Genomic DNA, 18981 nt, shown 5'->3' with positions numbered 1-18981 from the left:
CCGTTAGTGTTTTACACGATGTTACTTTAGAACAGCCAAGGCGGCATCGTAGTCGGGTTCTTGACCGATTTCCGGCACCAGCTCGCTGTGCAGGACTACGTCGTTTTCGTCGAGGACAACCACTGCACGGGCAGTAAGGCCAGCCAAAGGGCCTTCAACGATGGCAACGCCGTAATTTTCAATGAAGTCACGGCCACGCATGGTCGACAGATTCTGAACGTTTTCAAGACCTTCAGCGCCGCAAAAACGGGCTTGGGCGAAAGGCAAATCAGCAGAAATACACAGCACGACCGCGTTGGTCAGGTCGTTGGCCTGGGCATTGAATTTGCGCACGGACGTGGCACAGGTCGGGGTGTCGATGCTTGGGAAAATATTCAGCACTTTGCGCTTGCCGGCAAAGGTAGCCAAGGTCACGTCAGCCAGATTACCGGCCACCAGAGAAAACGCAGGGGCTGCGCTTCCAACGGCTGGCAATATGCCTTTAACTTGAATAGGGTTGCCTCTATGCGTCACTTGAGCCATGAACTGAGTCCTTTTTTGAAGGGTTTTGGAAGAGCCGGAAGTTAAACACGAAAGTGCTTACTGACCTATGGGCCTCATCATTTTTTGTCTGACAAATTATGCCTGGCACAAAGTTCCACCAGCCAGTCAATAAACACGCGTACCCGCCGTGACATTTGTCGATGGGGTGGGTACAGCGCCATCAGCGTCATGGCGGGCGGTTTGAACTCAGGTAGCACTTCTAACAATTTACCGCTGCGCAGTTGCTCGACAATCTGATAATACGGGGTTTGCATCAAGCCGTACCCCGCCTCGCAAGCGGCGAGATAACCGTCCGCGCTGTTGATTGACAGCGCCCTCGGCAGGCTCACCTCATGGACCTCCGCCCCCCGCTGAAATTCCAGTCCGTAACGCTTGCCGGAGCTGGCAGAAAAGTATTCGATCACTTGATGACCTTGTAGTTCATCCAGGGTTTTCGGCATGCCTCTGCGCTGTAAATACGCTCGGCTGCCACAGGTGACTTGGGGGATCTGCGCCAGCAACCGGGCCACCAGGGAGTCATCCAGCGAAGGGCCGATCCGCACCACGCAATCCACACCTTCGCGAATGAGTTTGATCGGGCGATCGCTCATGCCGACTTCCAGCTCAAGTTGCGGATAACGCGCACTGAATTCCGGCAGGGCCGGGATGAGGATAAAACGTCCAAACCCCACGGGAATATCAATCCGTAGCGTGCCTTTGGGCTCGACCCGGTTGGCGGAAAACACCGCCTCAGTGTCTTCAAGGTCGGCCAACAAACTGACACAACGCAGGTAATAAGCACGTCCGTCCAGTGTAGGACTGACCTGACGCGTTGTGCGCTGCAGCAATTGCACGCCCAGATGCGCTTCCAGTTGCTTAACCAGAATCGTGGCTGAAGCCCGAGGCAGGTGCAGGCTGTCGGCTGCTTTGGCAAACCCTCCCAGCTCGACAATACGAGTGAATACGCGCATCGCGTTAAATCGGTCCATGGATGCCTGCTAGTGAGTCAACAGTGACTATTTAGATTTTCTAAACAGTAAAAGCGTTTTTAGCCTGTTTATCCCTGTTCTGTCGAGCGTGACAATGGGCGCCTCTTTTCAATCAGACGGAGCTCTTCATGCAAACTCGTCAACTCGGAACAAACGGCCCCCACGTTTCCGCCCTCGGCCTTGGCTGCATGGGCATGACCGACTTCTATACCACCGGCACAGACACAAAAGAAGCTGTGGCTACCCTGCACCGCGCGCTGGAACTGGGAGTCAATTTGCTGGACACCGCTGACATGTACGGTCCGTTCACCAACGAAGAGCTGATCGGCAAAGCGATTCGCGGTAAACGTGATCAAGTCTTTCTCGCCAGTAAGTTTGGTTTTGTTCGCGACCTGAACGACCCCACCGCTCGCGGCGTGAACGGCAGCCCTGAATACATCCGCAGTGCCATCGATGCGACCCTTAGACGCCTAAACGTCGAAAGCCTGGATTTGTATTACCAACACCGGATCGACCCACAAATCTCCGTGGAAGAGTCCGTTGGTGCCATGGCTGAGTTGGTCAAAGCGGGCAAGGTACGCTTCCTCGGTTTGAGCGAGGCCTCTGCCAGCACGTTGGAGCGGGCGCATAAGGTTCATCCGATCAGCGCGTTGCAGACCGAGTACTCGCTGTGGAGCCGCGACCCCGAAGAAAATGGCAGCCTTGAAGCGTGCCGCCGTCTGGGCATCGCGTTTGTACCCTACAGCCCCCTGGGCCGTGGTTTTCTGACGGGCACGCTAAAAAGCCCTGACGATTTTGCCGCTGATGATTATCGTCGCTCCAGCCCGCGCTTTCAGGGGGAAAACTTCACGAAAAATCTGCTGTTGGTGAAGAAGGTTCAGCAACTGGCAGCGGATAAAGGCGTGACTGCGGGCCAACTCGCCTTGGCATGGGTGTTGGCGCAAGGTAACGACATCGTGCCTATTCCGGGCACAAAACAGCGCAAGTATCTGGAAGAAAACGTCGCGTCTCTGGAGATCAAACTGAGTCAAAGTGAGTTGCAAGCGCTTAAAGATTTGTTTCCGGTCGAGGCGATTGCTGGCAAGCGGTATACCGACGCTTCGTTGAAGTTGGTGAATCAGTAATTCCTGAAGTTTACAGGCCCTTTGTAGGAGCCAACGTGTTGGCGAGGCAGTCAAAGCGGTTCATCTAAACGGCTGCGGTGCTGCTGATGTCGCCAACACGTTGGCTCTTATCAAACAACGCATAACTTGTTGACTTAAAAATAATCTGTAGGTTTTGTGTTTGCTGCGCGACAGCGCGGCGTCGGCGACGTGGCGGAACCTCCTATAGAATTCAGGCCTCAAAAATCCCGCTTGTAGAAAATATCCAGCGAGCTGGCGACGCCGCTCGCCGCTTCCAGGTACACCTTTTTGCTTAAGGTATAACGCAGCGCGATGGAATTGGCCGGGTCGAATACGCCGATGCCGTAACGCAGACTCAGTTTTTCGGTGATTTTGCCACTGGCGACCACGCTGGTGGTCGAGCCGCTGCCTGCGGTGTCGAGTTCGAAATCCTTGATACCGAGGTTTTTCGCCAACGTGCCAGTCGCCGACGAACTTCCGGCCAACCCCAACGCCAGCGCGGCTTGCGCCATGACGTTACTGTCTTCGCCGGTGGTGGTCAGCGGACGACCCAACACCAAATAGGAAAGCGCCTCTTCCTGACTCATGGCCGGCTCGGAGAACACCACCGTGGTGGGCTGTTCGGCGCTGCCGGTGAGACGAATACCGGCAGTCACATCATCGACCTGGCGAACCGCTTCGATGTCCAGATACGGCTGATCGATAGGCCCGGCAAATAACAGCCGCGCTTTACGAATCGTCAACCGCTGGCCGTACGCCCGATAACGGCCGTCGTTGAGATTCAACTCGCCGCGCGTGTCGAGGTTATCGCCGATGTGTACGTGCCCTGCCAGATTAGCCGTGAGCCCGAAACCGGTAAAACTGAGGGTGTCTTTTCCGACTTCCACATCGATGTCCATGGCCATCGCCAGTGACGGCGGTTTGTTTGTGTTCGGATCGTTGGCTTGCTGGCCGATGATGACCGTGTCTCCCGACAACTTGACCGTCGACGGTGGCAATTCACGGACGGTGATTGCCCCCTTGGGAACCAGCACTTTGCCAGAGATTGCCAGCTTGTCGCCCTTCATTGATATCTTCAGGTCGGGTGCCACATCAAGTTCGGCATACGGCTCCACCGTCACCGGCAGGTGAGTGCCTTTGAGATTGACGTCCACGGCCAGCGCGTCAGCCCAGGCCACTTGGCCATTGAGCGTACCGCGTCCGGTCTCGCCGCTGCTCCAATTGCCGTCCAGTCTTACGCCTTCCCCAGCAATAAGCGCCTGGAGTTTAAGGTCATGCACGTTCAGCGGCAGTTCCGGCCCGGACGCTTCACCGTCACTAAGGGTGATATTGCCATTGACCTGCGGCGCCAAGAGCCCGCCAGACAGGTGTCCAGCGCCATTGAGGCGGCCTGTCAGTTTTTCGACCATAGGTATGAACGGTCTGGCGATGGAGATATCCAGCCCACTGAGATTAAAATCTCCCGCCAGCGGTTTGTTTTTCGCCAACGGATCGAGTTGCGCCGTCACCCACAAAGTACCCAGTTTGCCGCCCCGAAAGTCGAGCCTTGAGTCAATGCGCTTGGGCGTTAAGGTGCTGGTGAGCTTGAGGCTTTCATAAGGAAAATCCAGCCATTGATTTTTCTCCAGAAGACGCAACGTACCGCCGCTGGCGTCTACCAGAATTTGTCCATTGGGGCCTGATGCAGGCAGATCGAGTTGCACGTCGGCATTCAACGAACCTTTCCAGGCAAAGTCCTTGGGTAACCATTGCGCCAAGCTTTCAATGGGAAACTGCTTAAGGTGGTAACGCAGACGCGGCTCTGGCATTAGCCGTTGATCTTCGCCGCATAAACTCGACTGCCCGGAGATCCAGCAATGTGCCCCGAAATTGATTTTCCCGTCCGCCAGACGCTCCAGTTTGGCTGGTTGTTGCAAGCGCCAATCCTGACCGCCTGTCTGCACATCGCCACTGACCAAACGACCCCGCCAGTTACCTTTGTCCAGGCCGCCATCCGCTCCCAGCGCCAATTTCAGTAAAGGGCCTTGCAGGTCCAATTTCATTTGCTGGCGCTTGATGTCACCCAGACCGGTGACCAATAACGTACCCAACTGCGTGTCGCCCAACTGTATTCCCGCAACCTTGAGATCCAGATTTGCACGTTGGGCATTATCGAGTTTGGCGGCCAGGGTCAGGGTTTTCAGCTGGTTTTTGGCCATGGCCAACTGGCCCCCCTGCAATGCCAATTGACCTTGGGGCGCTTGCACGCTGCCCGCAACGTCCAGCCGACCTTTGAGCTGACCTTGCAATTGGGGCCAGAGTTGGCCCAGGCGCGGCAGATTGATGTCCAGTTGGCCCAGCAGCTTTTGTTGCAAGCTGCCGCTGCCTTGAATGCGGTTATCGCCGAGGCGAATATCCAGCGTGCTGACGGTCCACTTGTCGCCTGCGCCGTCCGCTTTAGCTGCAAGCGTCGCCGGCTGGCCGCGCAACCGGCCTTTCACGTCAAGATCGGCGTTAAGGGTCAATTTCTGATTCTTGAATTCGCCCTTGCTGCGCAACGGTCCGGCAAGGTTGCCCGGCAACTCAGCCAACCAATACGCAGGGTTGACCGAGTTCAAGTCCAGCGCGGTATCCCAACCGATGCCATCGGCGAATTGCAGATTCAAATGCCCGCTGGCCTTCCCCTGCCCTGCGGCCAATTCAAGCTGCGGCAAGAACACTTGCTTGAGATCACCACTAAATGGGCTGCTCAAGGTGAATGCACCCGCAGGACCGCCGAGCGCTGCATTGAAGTTTCCCAGGTATTTGCCGTCGCTGTAGGAGACTTCACCTTGGAATGTACGCAATGACACTTGCGGCTCATCGATAACCGGGTACAGGCGATGCCACGGAAAATCGCGCCAATCAATTTTCGCGTCGGCACTAAAACCTTGGCGCCAGTCCAGCTTGCCGCTGAGTTTCAGCGATTGTTCGGCACTGGCTGTCAGGTTAAGGGCGGTAACATCTGCACCTTGAGCATCGACACGGCCCTGCAATGCCAGTGCAACCGGCCCTTTTTCCCCAGGCAGGCTAGCATTGCCAGTGACCTGATAACCGCTTTGCAGATCACCTTGGGCCACCATTACAAGCTGATTAAGTTGCAGCGTGTCGGGTAAGTCAGCAGAAGCCTTGAAACTGTCAGCGGTGATCCTTACCTGTGCGGGCAGGTTTTCCACCAAGGGTTGCAGTTGCCCGGTCAGTTGGCCTTGAAGGTAGCCCGTACTGTCAGCCTTGAGCTGTAGGGTTTTCAACAGTTCGCCTTGAATGTCCAGGGCCAGCGCCCACGGCACGTTACCCGGCCCGGGCAGTTGCAGTTGGCCTTGAGCGGTAACCGGCCAATCGCCGTTCGGCTGTAGCAAACCCGACAAATCCAGAACTAAATCACCGCTCTGCAGATGCGCGGCGTTGATCTGCAAGCCATCGGCGGTCCATTCAGTTGCCAATCGCAGGTCTTTTAATTGTTCGCTGCCGTTGAGTATCACGCTGTCGATGCGCACATCCGCTAAGCGAATCGCCAGTGGCAGCTTCAGATTCGGCAACGTCAGAGGCTCACTGCTCGTATCAGTGGGCTGAGGCGCAATCTGCACGCTGACGCGCCGGGCGTGAAGTTGATCGATACACAGGGTCATCTTCATCAGGCACGACGGCGACCACACAAACAGCGGAGCATCGATTTCAACCTGCTTATCACCCTGAACCCAACGCAGTTGATCCGCCTGCCACTCCCCGGCCAACCGCCCGCTGAAGTTATCGACCTGTAAGCCTGGCACTAACCCCAGCGCCCAGCGACTGCCTGCCTGAGTACTGAGTACGGTGTACAACCCAAGCGCCAACATTGCCAGCAGCGCCACAATGGCTATCAGGCTGATGCCGGTAATTTTGCTTGCCCGCCTCACAGCTCAGGCCCCATGGAAAAGTGCAGACGAATCCCGCCGTCATCATCCAGCGCGTGGGCGACATCAAGACGTATCGGCCCTACCGGCGACACCCAGCGAATGCCAATCCCCACGCCGGTTTTCAAACTGGGCAGTTGTAAAGAATTAAACGCGTTGCCCTGATCGACAAAGGTTGCGATTCGCCACTTCTCAGCGATGGAGTACTGGTATTCAACGCTACCCGCCACCATGTACCGACCGCCTACCCGATCGCCGTCGGAGTTGGTTGGCGAGAGGGTTTGATAGTCGTAACCGCGCACGCTTTGATCGCCGCCAGCAAAAAAGCGTAGCGAAGGCGGAATGGATTTATAGCCATTGGTGGCGCTGCCGCCCACTTGAATGCGGCCTAACAGACGATGATTCTGGAACACAGTGGTCAAACCTTTCAGCAGAACGTTGCCATGCAGCAAATTGGTGTCCGAGCCCAAACCTTCCTTGGCCACTTCAGCATCGAACTGTAAGCGATAGCCATTTTGCGGGTCGATTCGATTGTCGCTGCGTAGAAATGAGTAACTGACCCCTGGCATCAACAGCGTACTGAGCCCGGCGTCATCACCGAGACGATAGTCTTCGCGCTGCCACTTCAATGACAGCACCCGCTCCCAGCCGCTGGGCAATTTGCTGTGCCATTCAGGCCCGATGGTCAGCAGCTTGCTCACACTGTCGCTATCAGCGATTTCTTCGTATTGATACCCGCCAGCGAAACGTAGTTTGTCAGTCAAGGGCGGGTCCAGCGGAATGTCGTACCACAGACCAATGTTTTGCTTGGGCGCTGACAGCTCCATGTCGGCGCCATAACTGTCGCCCTGGGCGTTCACCCAATGCCGAGTCCAGTTGGCTTTGCCGCGTACCCCCACATCGGTGGAAAAACCAATCCCCAGGCCCACCGTGCGGGGTTTGCGTGTCTCCAGTTGCACCGATACCGGAATCACCTGGGCAACCGCAGCCGTGGGCGCAGCATCGACGCGTACGCCTTCGAAATAACCGCTTGATTGCAGATTTTGATTCAGCTCGGCGATCAGCTCGGAGTCATAAGGCGTGCCCGCTTTAAAGGGCACCATGCGTTGCATCAGGTCGTCATCGAACGGCGCGTCGCCGGTGAAACTGACCTTGCCAAACACGTAGCGCGGACCGCTGTCGTAGACCAATTCTATGTCGGCAACCCCTGCCTTTGGATCAATGGCCAAGCGCTGCCGGGTAAAATGTCCATCGAAGAATCCGTAGCGCGAGGCCTGATTCTGGATCAGACGCTTAGCGTCTTCGTAATGACCGTGATTCAGTACGGCGCCGGTCTTCAGGGCCTCGCTGGCGGGTACGCGGAACTCCTTGAGCGTCGATGCCGGCCCCTCTACTTTTACCGTGACATTGCGCAAATGCACGGGTTCGCCGGGCTCGATGTCCATAACCAGACGCAGGTCTTTACCCTTTTCATGCTGCACATCGCTGTTAATACGTGCCTGGTAATAGCCCAACGCTTGCGCGGCTTTCAGCGCCTGTTCTTCGGCACCTACGCTAAAACGACGCAGCGTTTGTTCATCGCGCTCGCCGAGACTACCCACATATCCTTCGACGTTGGCTTTGAGTTCTGCATTGGCGGGCCTGATCCTGACATCCAGTTGAGTGTCGGCGAATGCCGAAAAACTGCTGAGCTGGACGGTAAACAACAGGATAAAACCGCGGGTAGATTTTTTGTGAAACTTCATAGACGCGGATGCTAACACGAGCTGCAGATGCCACTAGAACGCGCCAACACTCCCTTAGTTTCAACCTGTTACGCCTGGGCGTTGAGCAAAACCTGTGGATTAGGGTGGAAAAACACATGCTCTCGGATCGGTCCTACAGCGACCTCTCCAATTTCTTCATAACCTTGTCGCTTATAGAACTCCAGATAGCGTGGATTTCCGGTATCGAGAACGATCCCTTCCGACTTTTCGTCCACTGCGCACCATTGATGCAGCGCCTCAAGCAACTGTTCGCCGAAGTGTTGGCCCTGGAATTGCGGGTGAATGCCCAACAGCGGTAACAGGTGAACAGCGTCCGAGGGCAAGCACGCCAGAACGGCTTGGTGGTACGCCAGGTAACGCTGGGTACAGCGAAATCCAGTACTGAGAACCATGCGTAAGCGCCAGGCCCAGCTTTCAGTGATACCCAAACGCCGTTGCGGCGGCGCAATCAATGCAATACCGATCATCCGATCGTCGATAAACAACCCCAATGCCGGCAATTCCTGAAAAAAGTGTTGTTTGATCAACTCTCGCACAGTCGCCCTCACCCGATGTTCATAGCCTGGCCGCTCTGATTCGAACAAATAGCCATAACTCGGCTCATGGCGATACGCGTGATAAAGCAGCGAACGCGCTTCGCGGGAATAACCGCTGTCCAGCAAGCGGACTTCGGCCACAGCAGTGGATGTGTCAGGCATTCGGAAGACCCCGTAAATACAGCGCTGCTCGACCGATAGCGGTCCAGGTGCGAAAGCTTCGAGTGAGCAACAAGGCGCACAGTTCCGTGTACGCTTATCGGACCCTAGCAGTCGATTGTTCAAACCGCCACGCTGGCCGAGAGTCGACAGGTCAGCTAGCATCGCCTTTTGTTCTGCCAGGATTGCCGCCCATGAAAATCGTTTCATTCAATATCAACGGCCTGCGCGCCAGACCTCATCAGTTGGCGGCGCTGATTGAAAAGCATCAGCCAGACGTCATCGGTCTGCAAGAAACTAAAGTATCGGACGAGCAATTCCCCTACGCCGAGATCGAGGCCTTGGGCTATCACGTGCATTTCCATGGCCAGAAAGGCCATTACGGTGTTGCGCTGCTGTCTCGCCAGGCGCCGTTGACCCTGCACAAGGGCTTTCATACCGATGATGAAGAGTCCCAAAAACGCTTCATCTGGGGTACGTTTGCAGATCGCAACGGCGATCCCGTGACCATCATGAACGGCTATTTTCCACAAGGCGAAAGCCGCGATCACCCCACCAAATTCCCGGCCAAAGCGCGCTTCTACAACGATTTGCAATCGTTATTGGAAAGCCAATTCCAGAACCATCAGCCGGTTGTGGTCATGGGCGATATCAATATTTCACCGGAAGACAGCGACATTGGCATTGGCGCGGACAATGCCAAGCGCTGGCTGAAAACCGGAAAATGCAGCTTCCTGCCCGAAGAGCGGGAATGGTTGGCGCGCCTTAAAAGCTGGGGACTGGTCGACAGCTTCCGTCACCTGAACCCGGATGTGATCGACCGTTTCAGTTGGTTCGATTACCGCAGCCGTGGTTTTGAAGACGAGCCAAAACGCGGGCTGCGTATTGATTTGATCATGACCTCTCACGGACTGCAGCCGCGGATCAAGGATGTGGGTGTGGATTACGACTTGCGCGCCATGGAAAAGCCGTCAGATCACGCACCCATTTGGCTGGAACTGAATTAAGCCGTAGAGCTTTTCAAGGCTGTGAGTCGCCTTGTCATATTTCAGCAACCATCCTGACTTAATCTCCCGGCACTTTCCGTCTATATAAGGTGCCGCGCATGCTGTGCGCTCTGTTCACCAATCAAACGCGTAATCATTTCTCAGGCCTGGTGTTTGGCCTGCTATGCACCGCCCTGCCCGGCCTGGCTTTGGCGGGTACCTCTTTAACATTGCCTGACGATGGCGTACCGGCTTTGCGCATTCATGGCTCGAACACCATCGGGGAAACCCTGGGCCCCGCACTGGTTGAAGGTTTTTTGCAGAGTATGGGGATCAGGGACGTACGCATTGAACCCGGCGCTCATGAGAACGAGCAAAGGGTCATTGGGCAAACGGCTGACGGCCACCGAGTACTGATTGAAGTAGCGGCCCACGGTTCCGGTACCGGCTTCAGCGCCTTGAAAGCCGGAACCGCTGATCTGGCTGCCTCTTCTCGACGCATCAAAGACAGCGAGCTGACAGACCTTGCTGCCTTTGGAGACCTGAAAAGCCCCAGCGCCGAGCAAATTATTGCGATTGATGGCGTAGCGGTCATCTTGCACCCCGGCAACCCCCTGCATCAGTTGAACATCGAGCAGCTGGCGCGTATTTTTTCCGGTGAAATTCGCAACTGGGCACAGCTGGGAGGCACGGGCGGCGCGATCCATCTGTACGCCCGCGATGACCAATCCGGCACCTTCGATACGTTCAACGAACTGGTGCTGGTCAGGAACGGCAAAACACTGGCCAATAGCGCCAAACGCTTCGAGTCCAGCGAGCAATTGTCTGATGCGGTCAGTCAGGACTGGGGAGGCATCGGTTTCATCGGGCTGCCTTATGTCCGCAAAGCCCAAGCTGTGGCAGTTGTCGACGGCAGTTCGAAACCGATGTTGCCCACCGTCAGCCTGATAGCAACCGAAGATTACCCACTGTCGCGACGCTTGTACTTTTACCTGCCGCCCCTGAGCCGTCAACCTTGGGCGGAGGCACTGGTGCGCTTTGCGCAAAGTGCCAAAGGACAGGCAATCGTCGCCGACAGTGGGTTCATTTCCCAGACCGTGCAGGCAGTCAAGGTGCAGACTTCCGCCGAAATGCCGGCCGATTACCTGGCCATCGTCAAACAAGCGCAACGTTTGTCGGTCAATTTTCGCTTCGCCCAAGGCAGCGCCGTTCTGGACAACAAGGCGCAGCGCGATTTGAGGCGAGTGCTGGCGTACCTGAAAAGCCACGACAAGCTAAACAGAGACGTCACGTTGGTGGGTTTCGGTGATGCCAAGAGCGACCCCGCCCGGGCCGCATTGCTGTCAAAGCTGCGGGCCATGGCTGTGCGTCGTGAGCTGGTTAAAAGCGGGGTCAGCTTCCGCGATATTCGCGGTTTCGGCGATGAAATGCCCGTAGCGACAAACGACGTAGACGAAGGCCGGATCAAAAACCGGCGGGTAGAGGTTTGGGTGTATTGATAACGGCGCCCCTGGTGCCAACTGGTTGGCGAAGGTACTAGCGACATGGCGTGTCTGAAATTCCGCGCCGCCTGCTTCGCCAACCTATTGGCTCCAACAGATTTTTGTAGCACCCGAGTCTGACTTACCCCCGTCTTTCGCTGCGCAACATTTCTGTTGGCACGTATTTACCGATCTCGAATTTGCCAATCGCCGCACGGTGTACTTCGTCCGGGCCGTCGGCCAGGCGCAGGGTGCGCTGCATGGCATACATGTAGGCCAACGGGAAATCATTGGAAACCCCGGCGCCGCCGTGCATTTGGATCGCCCGGTCGATGACCCGTAACGCTACGTTGGGTGCGACCACTTTGATTTGGGCAATTTCGCTTTTCGCGACTTTATTGCCCGCAGTGTCCATCATGAACGCGGCCTTAAGGGTCAGCAGGCGTGCCATGTCGATCTCCATCCGCGAGTCGGCAATGATATCGATGTTGCCACCCAGTCGCGCCAGCGGTTTGCCGAACGCGGTTCGGCTGATGGCGCGTCTGCACATCAATTCCAGTGCACGCTCTGCCATGCCGATGGAACGCATGCAATGGTGAATACGGCCAGGCCCGAGGCGACCTTGGGCGATCTCGAAACCACGGCCTTCACCCAACAGCACGTTTTCGTAGGGCACTCGAACGTTTTCAAACAGCACTTCGGCATGGCCGTGGGGCGCATCGTCATAACCGAACACCGGCAATGAACGGACGATGGTCACGCCCGGCGTGTCGGTGGGAACCAGAATCATCGAATGTTGCTGATGACGCGGACCGTCCGGGTTGCTCAGGCCCATGAACACCATGATCTTGCAGCGCGGGTCGCAGGCGCCAGAGGTCCACCATTTACGGCCGTTGATCACCCATTCATCGCCCACCCGCTCAGCGCGTGCAGCCATATTGGTCGCATCGGAAGACGCTACGTCGGGCTCGGTCATGGCGAAGGCCGAACGTATTTCACCGCGCAACAGCGGCTCAAGCCATTGCACCTTTTGTGCGTCATTGGCGTAGCGCACCAGCACTTCCATGTTGCCGGTGTCCGGCGCGGAGCAATTGAATGGCTCCGGTCCCAATAACGAGCGGCCCATGATCTCGGCCAGCGGCGCGTATTCCAGGTTAGTCAGGCCAGCACCCAGTTCCGACTCAGGCAAGAACAGGTTCCACAAACCTTCGGCTTTGGCCTTGAGCTTGAGTTCTTCCATGATCGCGGTGGGCTGCCAACGGTCACCTTCGCTGACCTGCCGTTCAAATACCGGTTCGGCCGGGTATACATAGGCGTCCATGAACGCAGTGACACGCTCACGCAGTTCCTGAACCTTAGGGGAGTAAGCGAAATCCATGGGCAGCTACCTTCGGAAATGAGGTGGTTGATGTCATGAATCGGATGCTAGATCAGCGACAAACATTTATCTAACCTATTCTCAGCGTGTATAAACATTCATAACCGATATATGATCCACCTACGCAAGTCACAACAAAAACAACATGAGAGCGCAATGGAATGAACCTGAGCAAAGTCGACCTCAACCTCTTTATTGTGTTTGATGCCATCTATACCGAAGCAAATCTGACTCGTGCAGGGCAAATAGTCGGCATTACCCAACCCGCCGTTTCCAACGCCCTGGCGCGCTTGCGCGAAACGTTCAACGACCCGTTGTTCGTCAGGACCGCTCAAGGCATGGTGCCTACGCCCATGGCGCAGAATATTATCGGGCCGGTGCGCAATGCCCTGTCGCTGCTGCGGGTGTCGGTGCAGGAAAGTCGTATTTTCAACCCGCTGCAGGCCAACAAAACCTACCGCATCAGCATGACCGACCTGACCGAAGCGGTAATCCTGCCGACGCTGTTTCAACGTTTGCGTCGCTTGGCTCCTGCCGTGATCATCGAAAGCTTTCTGTCCAAGCGACGGGAGACAACTAAAGAGTTGGCTGCTGGCCGTCTTGATTTCGCCGTCGATGCACCGCTCAACACCGACCCCCAGGTCCGTCACGTCAAGTTGATGGAAGACAAATACGTGTGTGCCATGCGCAAAGGGCACCCGTCCGCCAGCAAAGAAAGGTTCGCTCTCGATGACTATCTGTCGCTGACCCACATCCACATCTCCAGCCGCCGCAGTGGCCTGGGTCATGTGGACCTGGCACTGGGGAAAATGGGCATCCAACGCAAGATCGCCCTGCGCTCGCAGCATTACCTGATGGCGTCGCAAGTGTTGCAGCAAACCGACATGGTGATGACCGTTCCGGAACGCTTCGCCAGGCGTCACGAATTGCACTATTTCAACGTGCCGGTCAATGACGTGCCATTGGTGGAAACCCACCTTTACTGGCACGAAAGCACCGATCAGGACCCGGCAAACCGCTGGATGCGTGAACAAATGATTGAGCTATGCCAACAGGTCACGGCGCAGGACAAGAAGCTCGATAAGGCATTAGAAACAGCCGGTAAGTAAATGAATATTAAAGTAATTTAGCTTATTACTTAATCTCGATTCCAGATTATATTCCAGGTTTTCCACGCTCCGCAGGAACGGAACCTGTCTTGAGTCCTGGGCGCGCTGCTTGACGTATACGTCAAGCTCGCCGTAGGTTAACCCTTACGTTAACCCCGAGCGCCCTCATGAGCAGCCAGACTTACAGCATCTCCGACCTCGCTCGCGAGCTCGACATCACCACTCGCGCTATTCGTTTTTATGAAGAACAAGGCCTGCTCGCCCCCGAGCGCCGCGGTCTTGAGCGTATCTACTCGACCCGTGACAAGGTCAGTCTGAAACTCATTTTGCGCGGTAAACGCATCGGTTTTTCCCTGGCGGAATGCCGGGAACTGATCGAGTTATATGATCCCCGCGGCGACAATCAAAAGCAGCTGAACACTATGCTCAACAAGATCAGTGAGCGTCGCAACCAGTTGGTGCAGCAATTGTTGGACATCCAGCAGATGCAGCTCGAACTGGACACTGCGGAGGAGCGCTGCCTGTCGGCGCTGGATCGATCTATTAAAAATCAAAGCATTACAGACTAAACCTCAAACAATAAAAGGAGATCCTATGCCCTTGCCTCAGCGTGTACGTCTGGTGGAAGTCGGTCCCCGTGACGGACTGCAGAACGAAGCTCAACCCGTCAGCGTTATCGACAAGGTAAGACTGGTCGATGACCTGACTGCCGCAGGATTGAATTACATCGAAGTCGGCAGTTTCGTCTCGCCCAAGTGGGTGCCGCAGATGGCAGGTTCCAGCGAGGTATTCGCTCAAATAAAGCGCAAGGAAGATGTCGCCTACGCCGCATTGGCGCCCAACCTCAGAGGGTTCGAAGACGCTCTCGCCGCGGGCGTGACTGAGATCGCGATCTTTGCCGCCGCGTCTGAGTCGTTCTCGCAACGCAACATCAACTGCTCCATCAGCGAAAGCCTCGAGCGCTTTGCGCCGATCATGGAAGCCGCGCGCTTGCATGGGATGCAAGTGCGTGGCTATGTCTCTTGCGTCCTCGGTTGCCCCTACGAAGGCCAGGTTGCGCCGGAACAGGTCGCCGCAGTGGCCAACGAGCTGTTCGCGATGGGCTGCTATGAAATCTCCCTGGGCGACACCATCGGCACCGGCACGCCGGGGGCAACCCGGACATTGTTCGAAACCGTCGCCGGGAAAATCCCTCGAGGCAAACTGGCCGGTCATTTTCATGACACTTATGGGCAAGCGCTGGCCAATATCTACGCCAGTCTGCTCGAAGGCATTCAAGTATTCGACAGTTCTATCGGAGGGCTCGGCGGCTGCCCTTATGCCAAGGGCGCCAGCGGCAACGTTGCCACCGAGGACGTGCTGTATATGCTCAATGGTTTAGGAATAGAGACTGGGGTCGATTTGGACGGACTGATTGACGCCGGTCAACGGATTTGCGACGTGCTGGGCCGCCCGACCGGGTCACGGGTGGCCAAGGCTCGATTGGCAGGCTGAGTGTTACCGTAACGACGAGCGGTTGGCGTAAACGGGTAACACGGAAACAATTTCTGGTCATTCTCCATGAGTCGAATATATCGCCGCTTATCAAATCGTTGATTTTAAACGAATTATTAAAACTGGCACGGCTCATGCTATATCTCTTGCACAACAAAAATAAAAAAACGAAGCAGTAACCCAATAAAAACAATACGTATCGGCTCTGACATAACAAGAACAACACGGACAGAGACGCAGCTAACAGATCTTTTTGGAGTGGATGGCTTTTCAGGGACTCAGGTTCCGCAACCGGACAGAGAATAATAAAACTACCTCAGGTAGCTCCAGAACTGGTTGGATCGATTGATAAAAGTAGCATCAGCGCTCAAAAAAATACGTTTGCTCTTGATCCTGAATGGGATCGATAAAAAGCAGTGAAAGGGACTGGTCGCCAAAAACAAAAACAGGCCGCCCTCGAATAATAAAAAGAGCATACAAAAACCTTGAAGGGGAGCCCAGGCTCCCCTTCGTGCTATCTGGCGTTCCAGTCCAGGAAAATCCCCCCTTCCTCCAGTCTCCCGTTGACATACAAAGCCTTGCAGGTTTACGTTAACGTAAAGGTTAACCACCGAACTTCAAACAATAATAGGAAAGGCGTCCCATGAGCTACCCGAGCCTGAATTTCGCCCTTGGCGAAACCATCGACATGTTGCGCGACCAGGTTCAATCCTTCGTCGCCGCAGAGATATCCCCCCGCGCCGCGCAGATAGACCGGGACAATCTGTTTCCCGCAGACCTGTGGCGCAAGTTTGGTGACATGGGCCTGCTGGGCATTACCGTTGACGAAGAATACGGCGGTGCAGGGATGGGCTACCTGGCTCACGTGGTGGCCATGGAAGAAATCAGCCGAGGCTCGGCGTCTGTCGCTCTTTCCTACGGAGCGCATTCCAATCTCTGTGTTAACCAGATCAACCGCAACGGCAATCCCGAGCAGAAAGCCAAGTACTTGCCCAAGCTCATCAGCGGCGAGCACGTAGGCGCTCTGGCCATGAGCGAGCCCAATGCCGGTTCCGACGTGGTATCGATGAAGCTTCGCGCGGACAAACGTGGCGACCGGTACGTGCTAAATGGCAGCAAAACCTGGATCACCAACGGACCAGACGCCAATACCTACGTAATTTACGCCAAGACCGACCTGGAAAAAGGTGCCCACGGCATTAGCGCGTTCATTGTTGAGCGCGATTGGAAGGGGTTTTCCCGCAGTCCAAAATTCGACAAGCTCGGCATGCGCGGCTCCAACACGTGCGAGCTGTTCTTCGACGACGTCGAAGTGCCGGAAGAAAACCTGCTGGGCGTACTGAACAGCGGCGTCAAGGTGCTGATGAGTGGCCTGGATTACGAGCGTGTCGTGCTTTCTGGCGGCCCGACCGGGATCATGCAAGCCTGCATGGACGTGGTAGTGCCCTACATTCACGACCGTAAGCAGTTCGGCCAAAGCATCGGCGAGTTCCAGCTGATTCAAGGCAAAGTGGCCGACATGTACACCCAACTCAATGCCAGCCGCGCCTATTTGTACGCAGTGGCTCAAGCGTGCGAACGCGGCGAAACCACCCGCAAGGACGCCGCCGGGGTGATTTTGTACAGCGCCGAACGTGCCACCCAGATGGCCCTCGACGCCATTCAGATTCTTGGCGGCAACGGCTACATCAATGAGTTTCCGGCGGGCCGACTGTTGCGTGACGCCAAGCTGTACGAAATCGGCGCAGGCACCAGCGAGATCCGCCGCATGTTGATCGGTCGCGAACTGTTCAACGAAACCAAATAAGGCGCTCCCGGCAGGAGTGAACTTGTTCGCGAAGCGGTGCATCTGACACACCGCTCGCCAACAAGTTGGTTCCTACAGGAGACCGACGGAGTAGCCCATGGCCATTTTGCATACCCAGATCAACACCCGTTCGCCGGAGTTTTCAGCCAATAGCGCGGCGATGCTGCTTTACGTGGAAGGCTTGCGTCAGTTGCTGGCTCAGGTCCATGAAGGTGGCGGGCCCAAGGCTCAGGAACGTCATGTTTCACGGGGCAAGCTATTGCCACGAGAACGCATCAATCGTCTGTTGGATATCGGCTCCCCCTTTCTGGAAATCGGACAACTGACGGCTTACCAAGTGTATGGCGAGGACGTTCCTGCGGCCGGCTTGATTGTTGGCATCGGCCGCGTTGAAGGCGTTGAGTGCATGATTGTCGCCAACGACGCGACGGTTAAAGGCGGCTCGTATTACCCGTTGACGGTGAAAAAGCACCTGCGTGCGCAGACCATTGCTCAGCAGAACCGTCTGCCTTGTATCTACTTGGTAGATTCCGGCGGCGCCAACTTGCCCCGTCAAGATGAAGTGTTCCCGGACCGCGAGCATTTCGGCAGGATTTTCTTTAACCAGGCGAACATGAGCGCCGTGGGCATCCCGCAAATCGCAGTGGTTATGGGGTCGTGCACGGCTGGCGGCGCTTACGTTCCGGCCATGGCCGACGAAGCGATCATGGTTCGCCAGCAGGCGACGATTTTTCTCGCCGGGCCACCTTTGGTCAAAGCCGCCACCGGCGAAGTGGTTAGCGCCGAAGACTTGGGCGGTGCCGATGTGCATTGCAAGATTTCCGGGGTTGCCGACCATTACGCCGACAGCGATGAGCATGCACTGGCCATCGCTCGCCGCAGCATCGCCAATCTCAATTGGCGCAAGCAAGGCCAACTCAACGCCCTCCTGCCCATCGCGCCGCTGTATGGCGCCGAGGAGCTGTATGGGGTAATTCCGGCTGACGCGAAACAACCGTTTGATGTCCGCGAAGTGATTGCGCGGCTGGTGGATGGTTCGGTGTTCGATGAGTTCAAGGCACTGTTCGGCACCACGCTGGTGTGCGGCTTCGGCCATTTGCACGGCTACCCCATTGCTATCCTGGCCAATAACGGCGTGCTGTTTGCCGAGTCGGCGCAGAAAGGCGCGCACTTCATCGAGCTGGCCTGTCAGCGCGGTATTCCCTTGTTGTTCCTGCAGAACATCACGGGGTTCATGGTCGGGCAGAAGTATGAAGCAGGCGGCATTGCCAAACACGGCGCCAAGCTGGTGACGGCGGTGGCCTGTGCCAAGGTGCCGAAGTACACGGTAATCATTGGTGGCAGCTTTGGGGCCGGTAATTATGGCATGTGCGGCCGCGCCTACGACCCGCGATTCCTGTGGATGTGGCCTAACGCGCGAATCGGCGTGATGGGCGGCGAACAGGCAGCCGGGGTGTTGGTGCAAGTCAAGCGCGAACAGGCCGAGCGCAGCGGCCAGGTGTTCAGTGCCGAGCAGGAAGCCGACCTCAAGCGGCCGATTCTCGAGCAGTACGAACATCAGGGGCATCCGTATTACTCCAGCGCCCGCTTGTGGGACGACGGCGTGATCGACCCTGCACAAACCCGAGACATCCTTGCGCTGGCGTTGTCGGCATCGCTTAACGCGCCCATTGAGCCCAGCACATTTGGTGTGTTCCGGATGTAACCGGGCCTCGCCAA

Annotated in this window: 14 protein-coding genes; 8 read left to right on the top strand and 6 right to left on the bottom strand. The window is 56.3% G+C overall.

Annotation, left to right across the window (positions count from 1 at the left end; genetic code table 11):
• Positions 1-21: 21 nt before the first annotated feature.
• Positions 22-522 carry a thiol peroxidase gene (gene tpx / locus JWR17_RS22755; RefSeq protein ID WP_299835047.1) on the bottom strand — a complete coding sequence of 167 codons (501 nt, stop codon included), beginning with the start codon at positions 520-522 and terminating at the stop codon, positions 22-24.
• Positions 523-599: 77 nt separating this feature from the next.
• A complete protein-coding gene (locus JWR17_RS22750; RefSeq protein ID WP_299835046.1) occupies positions 600-1511 on the bottom strand; it encodes a LysR family transcriptional regulator in 912 nt (303 codons plus the stop codon).
• 128 nt (positions 1512-1639) lie between these two features.
• Between JWR17_RS22750 and JWR17_RS22745 the strand changes: the two genes are divergently transcribed.
• Positions 1640-2635, top strand: coding sequence for an aldo/keto reductase (locus JWR17_RS22745; RefSeq protein WP_299835044.1), 996 nt, complete (start codon positions 1640-1642; stop codon positions 2633-2635).
• Positions 2636-2853: 218 nt separating this feature from the next.
• On the opposite strand, the gene JWR17_RS22740 is transcribed toward JWR17_RS22745, so the two are convergent.
• The 3 genes from JWR17_RS22740 to JWR17_RS22730 all read right to left on the bottom strand — a co-directional run bounded on the left by JWR17_RS22740 (position 2854) and on the right by JWR17_RS22730 (position 9010).
• On the bottom strand, positions 2854-6549 hold the full coding sequence (locus tag JWR17_RS22740) for a translocation/assembly module TamB domain-containing protein (protein WP_299835043.1): 3696 nt from the start codon (positions 6547-6549) through the stop codon (positions 2854-2856).
• Positions 6546-8291 carry an autotransporter assembly complex family protein gene (locus tag JWR17_RS22735; RefSeq protein ID WP_299835042.1) on the bottom strand — a complete coding sequence of 582 codons (1746 nt, stop codon included), beginning with the start codon at positions 8289-8291 and terminating at the stop codon, positions 6546-6548. Before JWR17_RS22735 ends, JWR17_RS22740 begins: the two co-directional genes overlap by 4 nt.
• 68 nt (positions 8292-8359) lie before the next feature.
• Entirely contained in the window at positions 8360-9010 is a 651-nt protein-coding gene (locus tag JWR17_RS22730; protein WP_299835040.1) for an N-acetyltransferase, read from the bottom strand.
• Between the two features lie 191 nt (positions 9011-9201).
• On the opposite strand from JWR17_RS22730, the gene xthA reads away from it, so the two are divergent.
• Together xthA and JWR17_RS22720 are read left to right on the top strand one after the other, a co-directional pair.
• Entirely contained in the window at positions 9202-10014 is an 813-nt protein-coding gene (xthA, locus tag JWR17_RS22725; RefSeq protein ID WP_299835038.1) for an exodeoxyribonuclease III, read from the top strand.
• Positions 10015-10112: 98 nt separating this feature from the next.
• Positions 10113-11492 carry a phosphate ABC transporter substrate-binding/OmpA family protein gene (locus JWR17_RS22720; RefSeq protein ID WP_299835037.1) on the top strand — a complete coding sequence of 460 codons (1380 nt, stop codon included), beginning with the start codon at positions 10113-10115 and terminating at the stop codon, positions 11490-11492.
• Positions 11493-11616: 124 nt separating this feature from the next.
• On the opposite strand, the gene JWR17_RS22715 is transcribed toward JWR17_RS22720, so the two are convergent.
• Complete coding sequence (locus JWR17_RS22715) at positions 11617-12852, bottom strand: acyl-CoA dehydrogenase (RefSeq protein ID WP_299835035.1); 1236 nt, start codon at positions 12850-12852, stop codon at positions 11617-11619.
• 161 nt (positions 12853-13013) lie between these two features.
• Between JWR17_RS22715 and JWR17_RS22710 the strand changes: the two genes are divergently transcribed.
• The 5 genes from JWR17_RS22710 (at position 13014) to JWR17_RS22690 (ending at position 18967) form a co-directional block, all read left to right on the top strand.
• Positions 13014-13961, top strand: a complete 948-nt coding sequence (locus JWR17_RS22710) for a LysR family transcriptional regulator (RefSeq protein WP_299835033.1) — start codon at positions 13014-13016, stop codon at positions 13959-13961.
• A 167-nt stretch (positions 13962-14128) separates the two neighbouring features.
• Positions 14129-14530 carry a MerR family DNA-binding transcriptional regulator gene (locus JWR17_RS22705; protein ID WP_299835031.1) on the top strand — a complete coding sequence of 134 codons (402 nt, stop codon included), beginning with the start codon at positions 14129-14131 and terminating at the stop codon, positions 14528-14530.
• 25 nt (positions 14531-14555) lie between these two features.
• Positions 14556-15455 carry a hydroxymethylglutaryl-CoA lyase gene (locus JWR17_RS22700; RefSeq protein WP_299835030.1) on the top strand — a complete coding sequence of 300 codons (900 nt, stop codon included), beginning with the start codon at positions 14556-14558 and terminating at the stop codon, positions 15453-15455.
• A 643-nt stretch (positions 15456-16098) separates the two neighbouring features.
• Positions 16099-17262: an isovaleryl-CoA dehydrogenase gene (locus tag JWR17_RS22695; protein ID WP_299835028.1), complete on the top strand. Its 1164-nt coding sequence runs from the start codon at positions 16099-16101 to the stop codon at positions 17260-17262.
• A 97-nt stretch (positions 17263-17359) separates the two neighbouring features.
• The gene (locus JWR17_RS22690) at positions 17360-18967 is read left to right on the top strand and encodes a carboxyl transferase domain-containing protein (RefSeq protein WP_299835027.1); all 1608 of its coding nucleotides are present in this window, start codon (positions 17360-17362) and stop codon (positions 18965-18967) included.
• Positions 18968-18981: the final 14 nt, after the last annotated feature.

The sequence above is a fragment of the Pseudomonas sp. genome (genome assembly GCF_028293835.1).
In the GTDB taxonomy this organism is placed as follows: domain Bacteria; phylum Pseudomonadota; class Gammaproteobacteria; order Pseudomonadales; family Pseudomonadaceae; genus Aquipseudomonas.
This window is presented reverse-complemented; position numbering and strand designations above follow the sequence as displayed.

Excerpts from the sequence above, each read along its gene's own strand:
- JWR17_RS22720 (WP_299835037.1), top strand. The coding sequence starts at position 10,113 with ATGCTGTGCGCTCTGTTCACCAATCAAACGCGTAATCATTTCTCAGGC.
- JWR17_RS22715 (WP_299835035.1), bottom strand. The coding sequence starts at position 12,852 with ATGGATTTCGCTTACTCCCCTAAGGTTCAGGAACTGCGTGAGCGTGTC.
- JWR17_RS22705 (WP_299835031.1), top strand. The coding sequence starts at position 14,129 with ATGAGCAGCCAGACTTACAGCATCTCCGACCTCGCTCGCGAGCTCGAC.
- tpx (WP_299835047.1), bottom strand. The coding sequence starts at position 522 with ATGGCTCAAGTGACGCATAGAGGCAACCCTATTCAAGTTAAAGGCATA.
- JWR17_RS22745 (WP_299835044.1), top strand. The coding sequence starts at position 1,640 with ATGCAAACTCGTCAACTCGGAACAAACGGCCCCCACGTTTCCGCCCTC.
- JWR17_RS22750 (WP_299835046.1), bottom strand. The coding sequence starts at position 1,511 with ATGGACCGATTTAACGCGATGCGCGTATTCACTCGTATTGTCGAGCTG.
- JWR17_RS22695 (WP_299835028.1), top strand. The coding sequence starts at position 16,099 with ATGAGCTACCCGAGCCTGAATTTCGCCCTTGGCGAAACCATCGACATG.
- xthA (WP_299835038.1), top strand. The coding sequence starts at position 9,202 with ATGAAAATCGTTTCATTCAATATCAACGGCCTGCGCGCCAGACCTCAT.
- JWR17_RS22735 (WP_299835042.1), bottom strand. The coding sequence starts at position 8,291 with ATGAAGTTTCACAAAAAATCTACCCGCGGTTTTATCCTGTTGTTTACC.
- JWR17_RS22700 (WP_299835030.1), top strand. The coding sequence starts at position 14,556 with ATGCCCTTGCCTCAGCGTGTACGTCTGGTGGAAGTCGGTCCCCGTGAC.
- JWR17_RS22730 (WP_299835040.1), bottom strand. The coding sequence starts at position 9,010 with ATGCCTGACACATCCACTGCTGTGGCCGAAGTCCGCTTGCTGGACAGC.
- JWR17_RS22690 (WP_299835027.1), top strand. The coding sequence starts at position 17,360 with ATGGCCATTTTGCATACCCAGATCAACACCCGTTCGCCGGAGTTTTCA.
- JWR17_RS22710 (WP_299835033.1), top strand. The coding sequence starts at position 13,014 with ATGAACCTGAGCAAAGTCGACCTCAACCTCTTTATTGTGTTTGATGCC.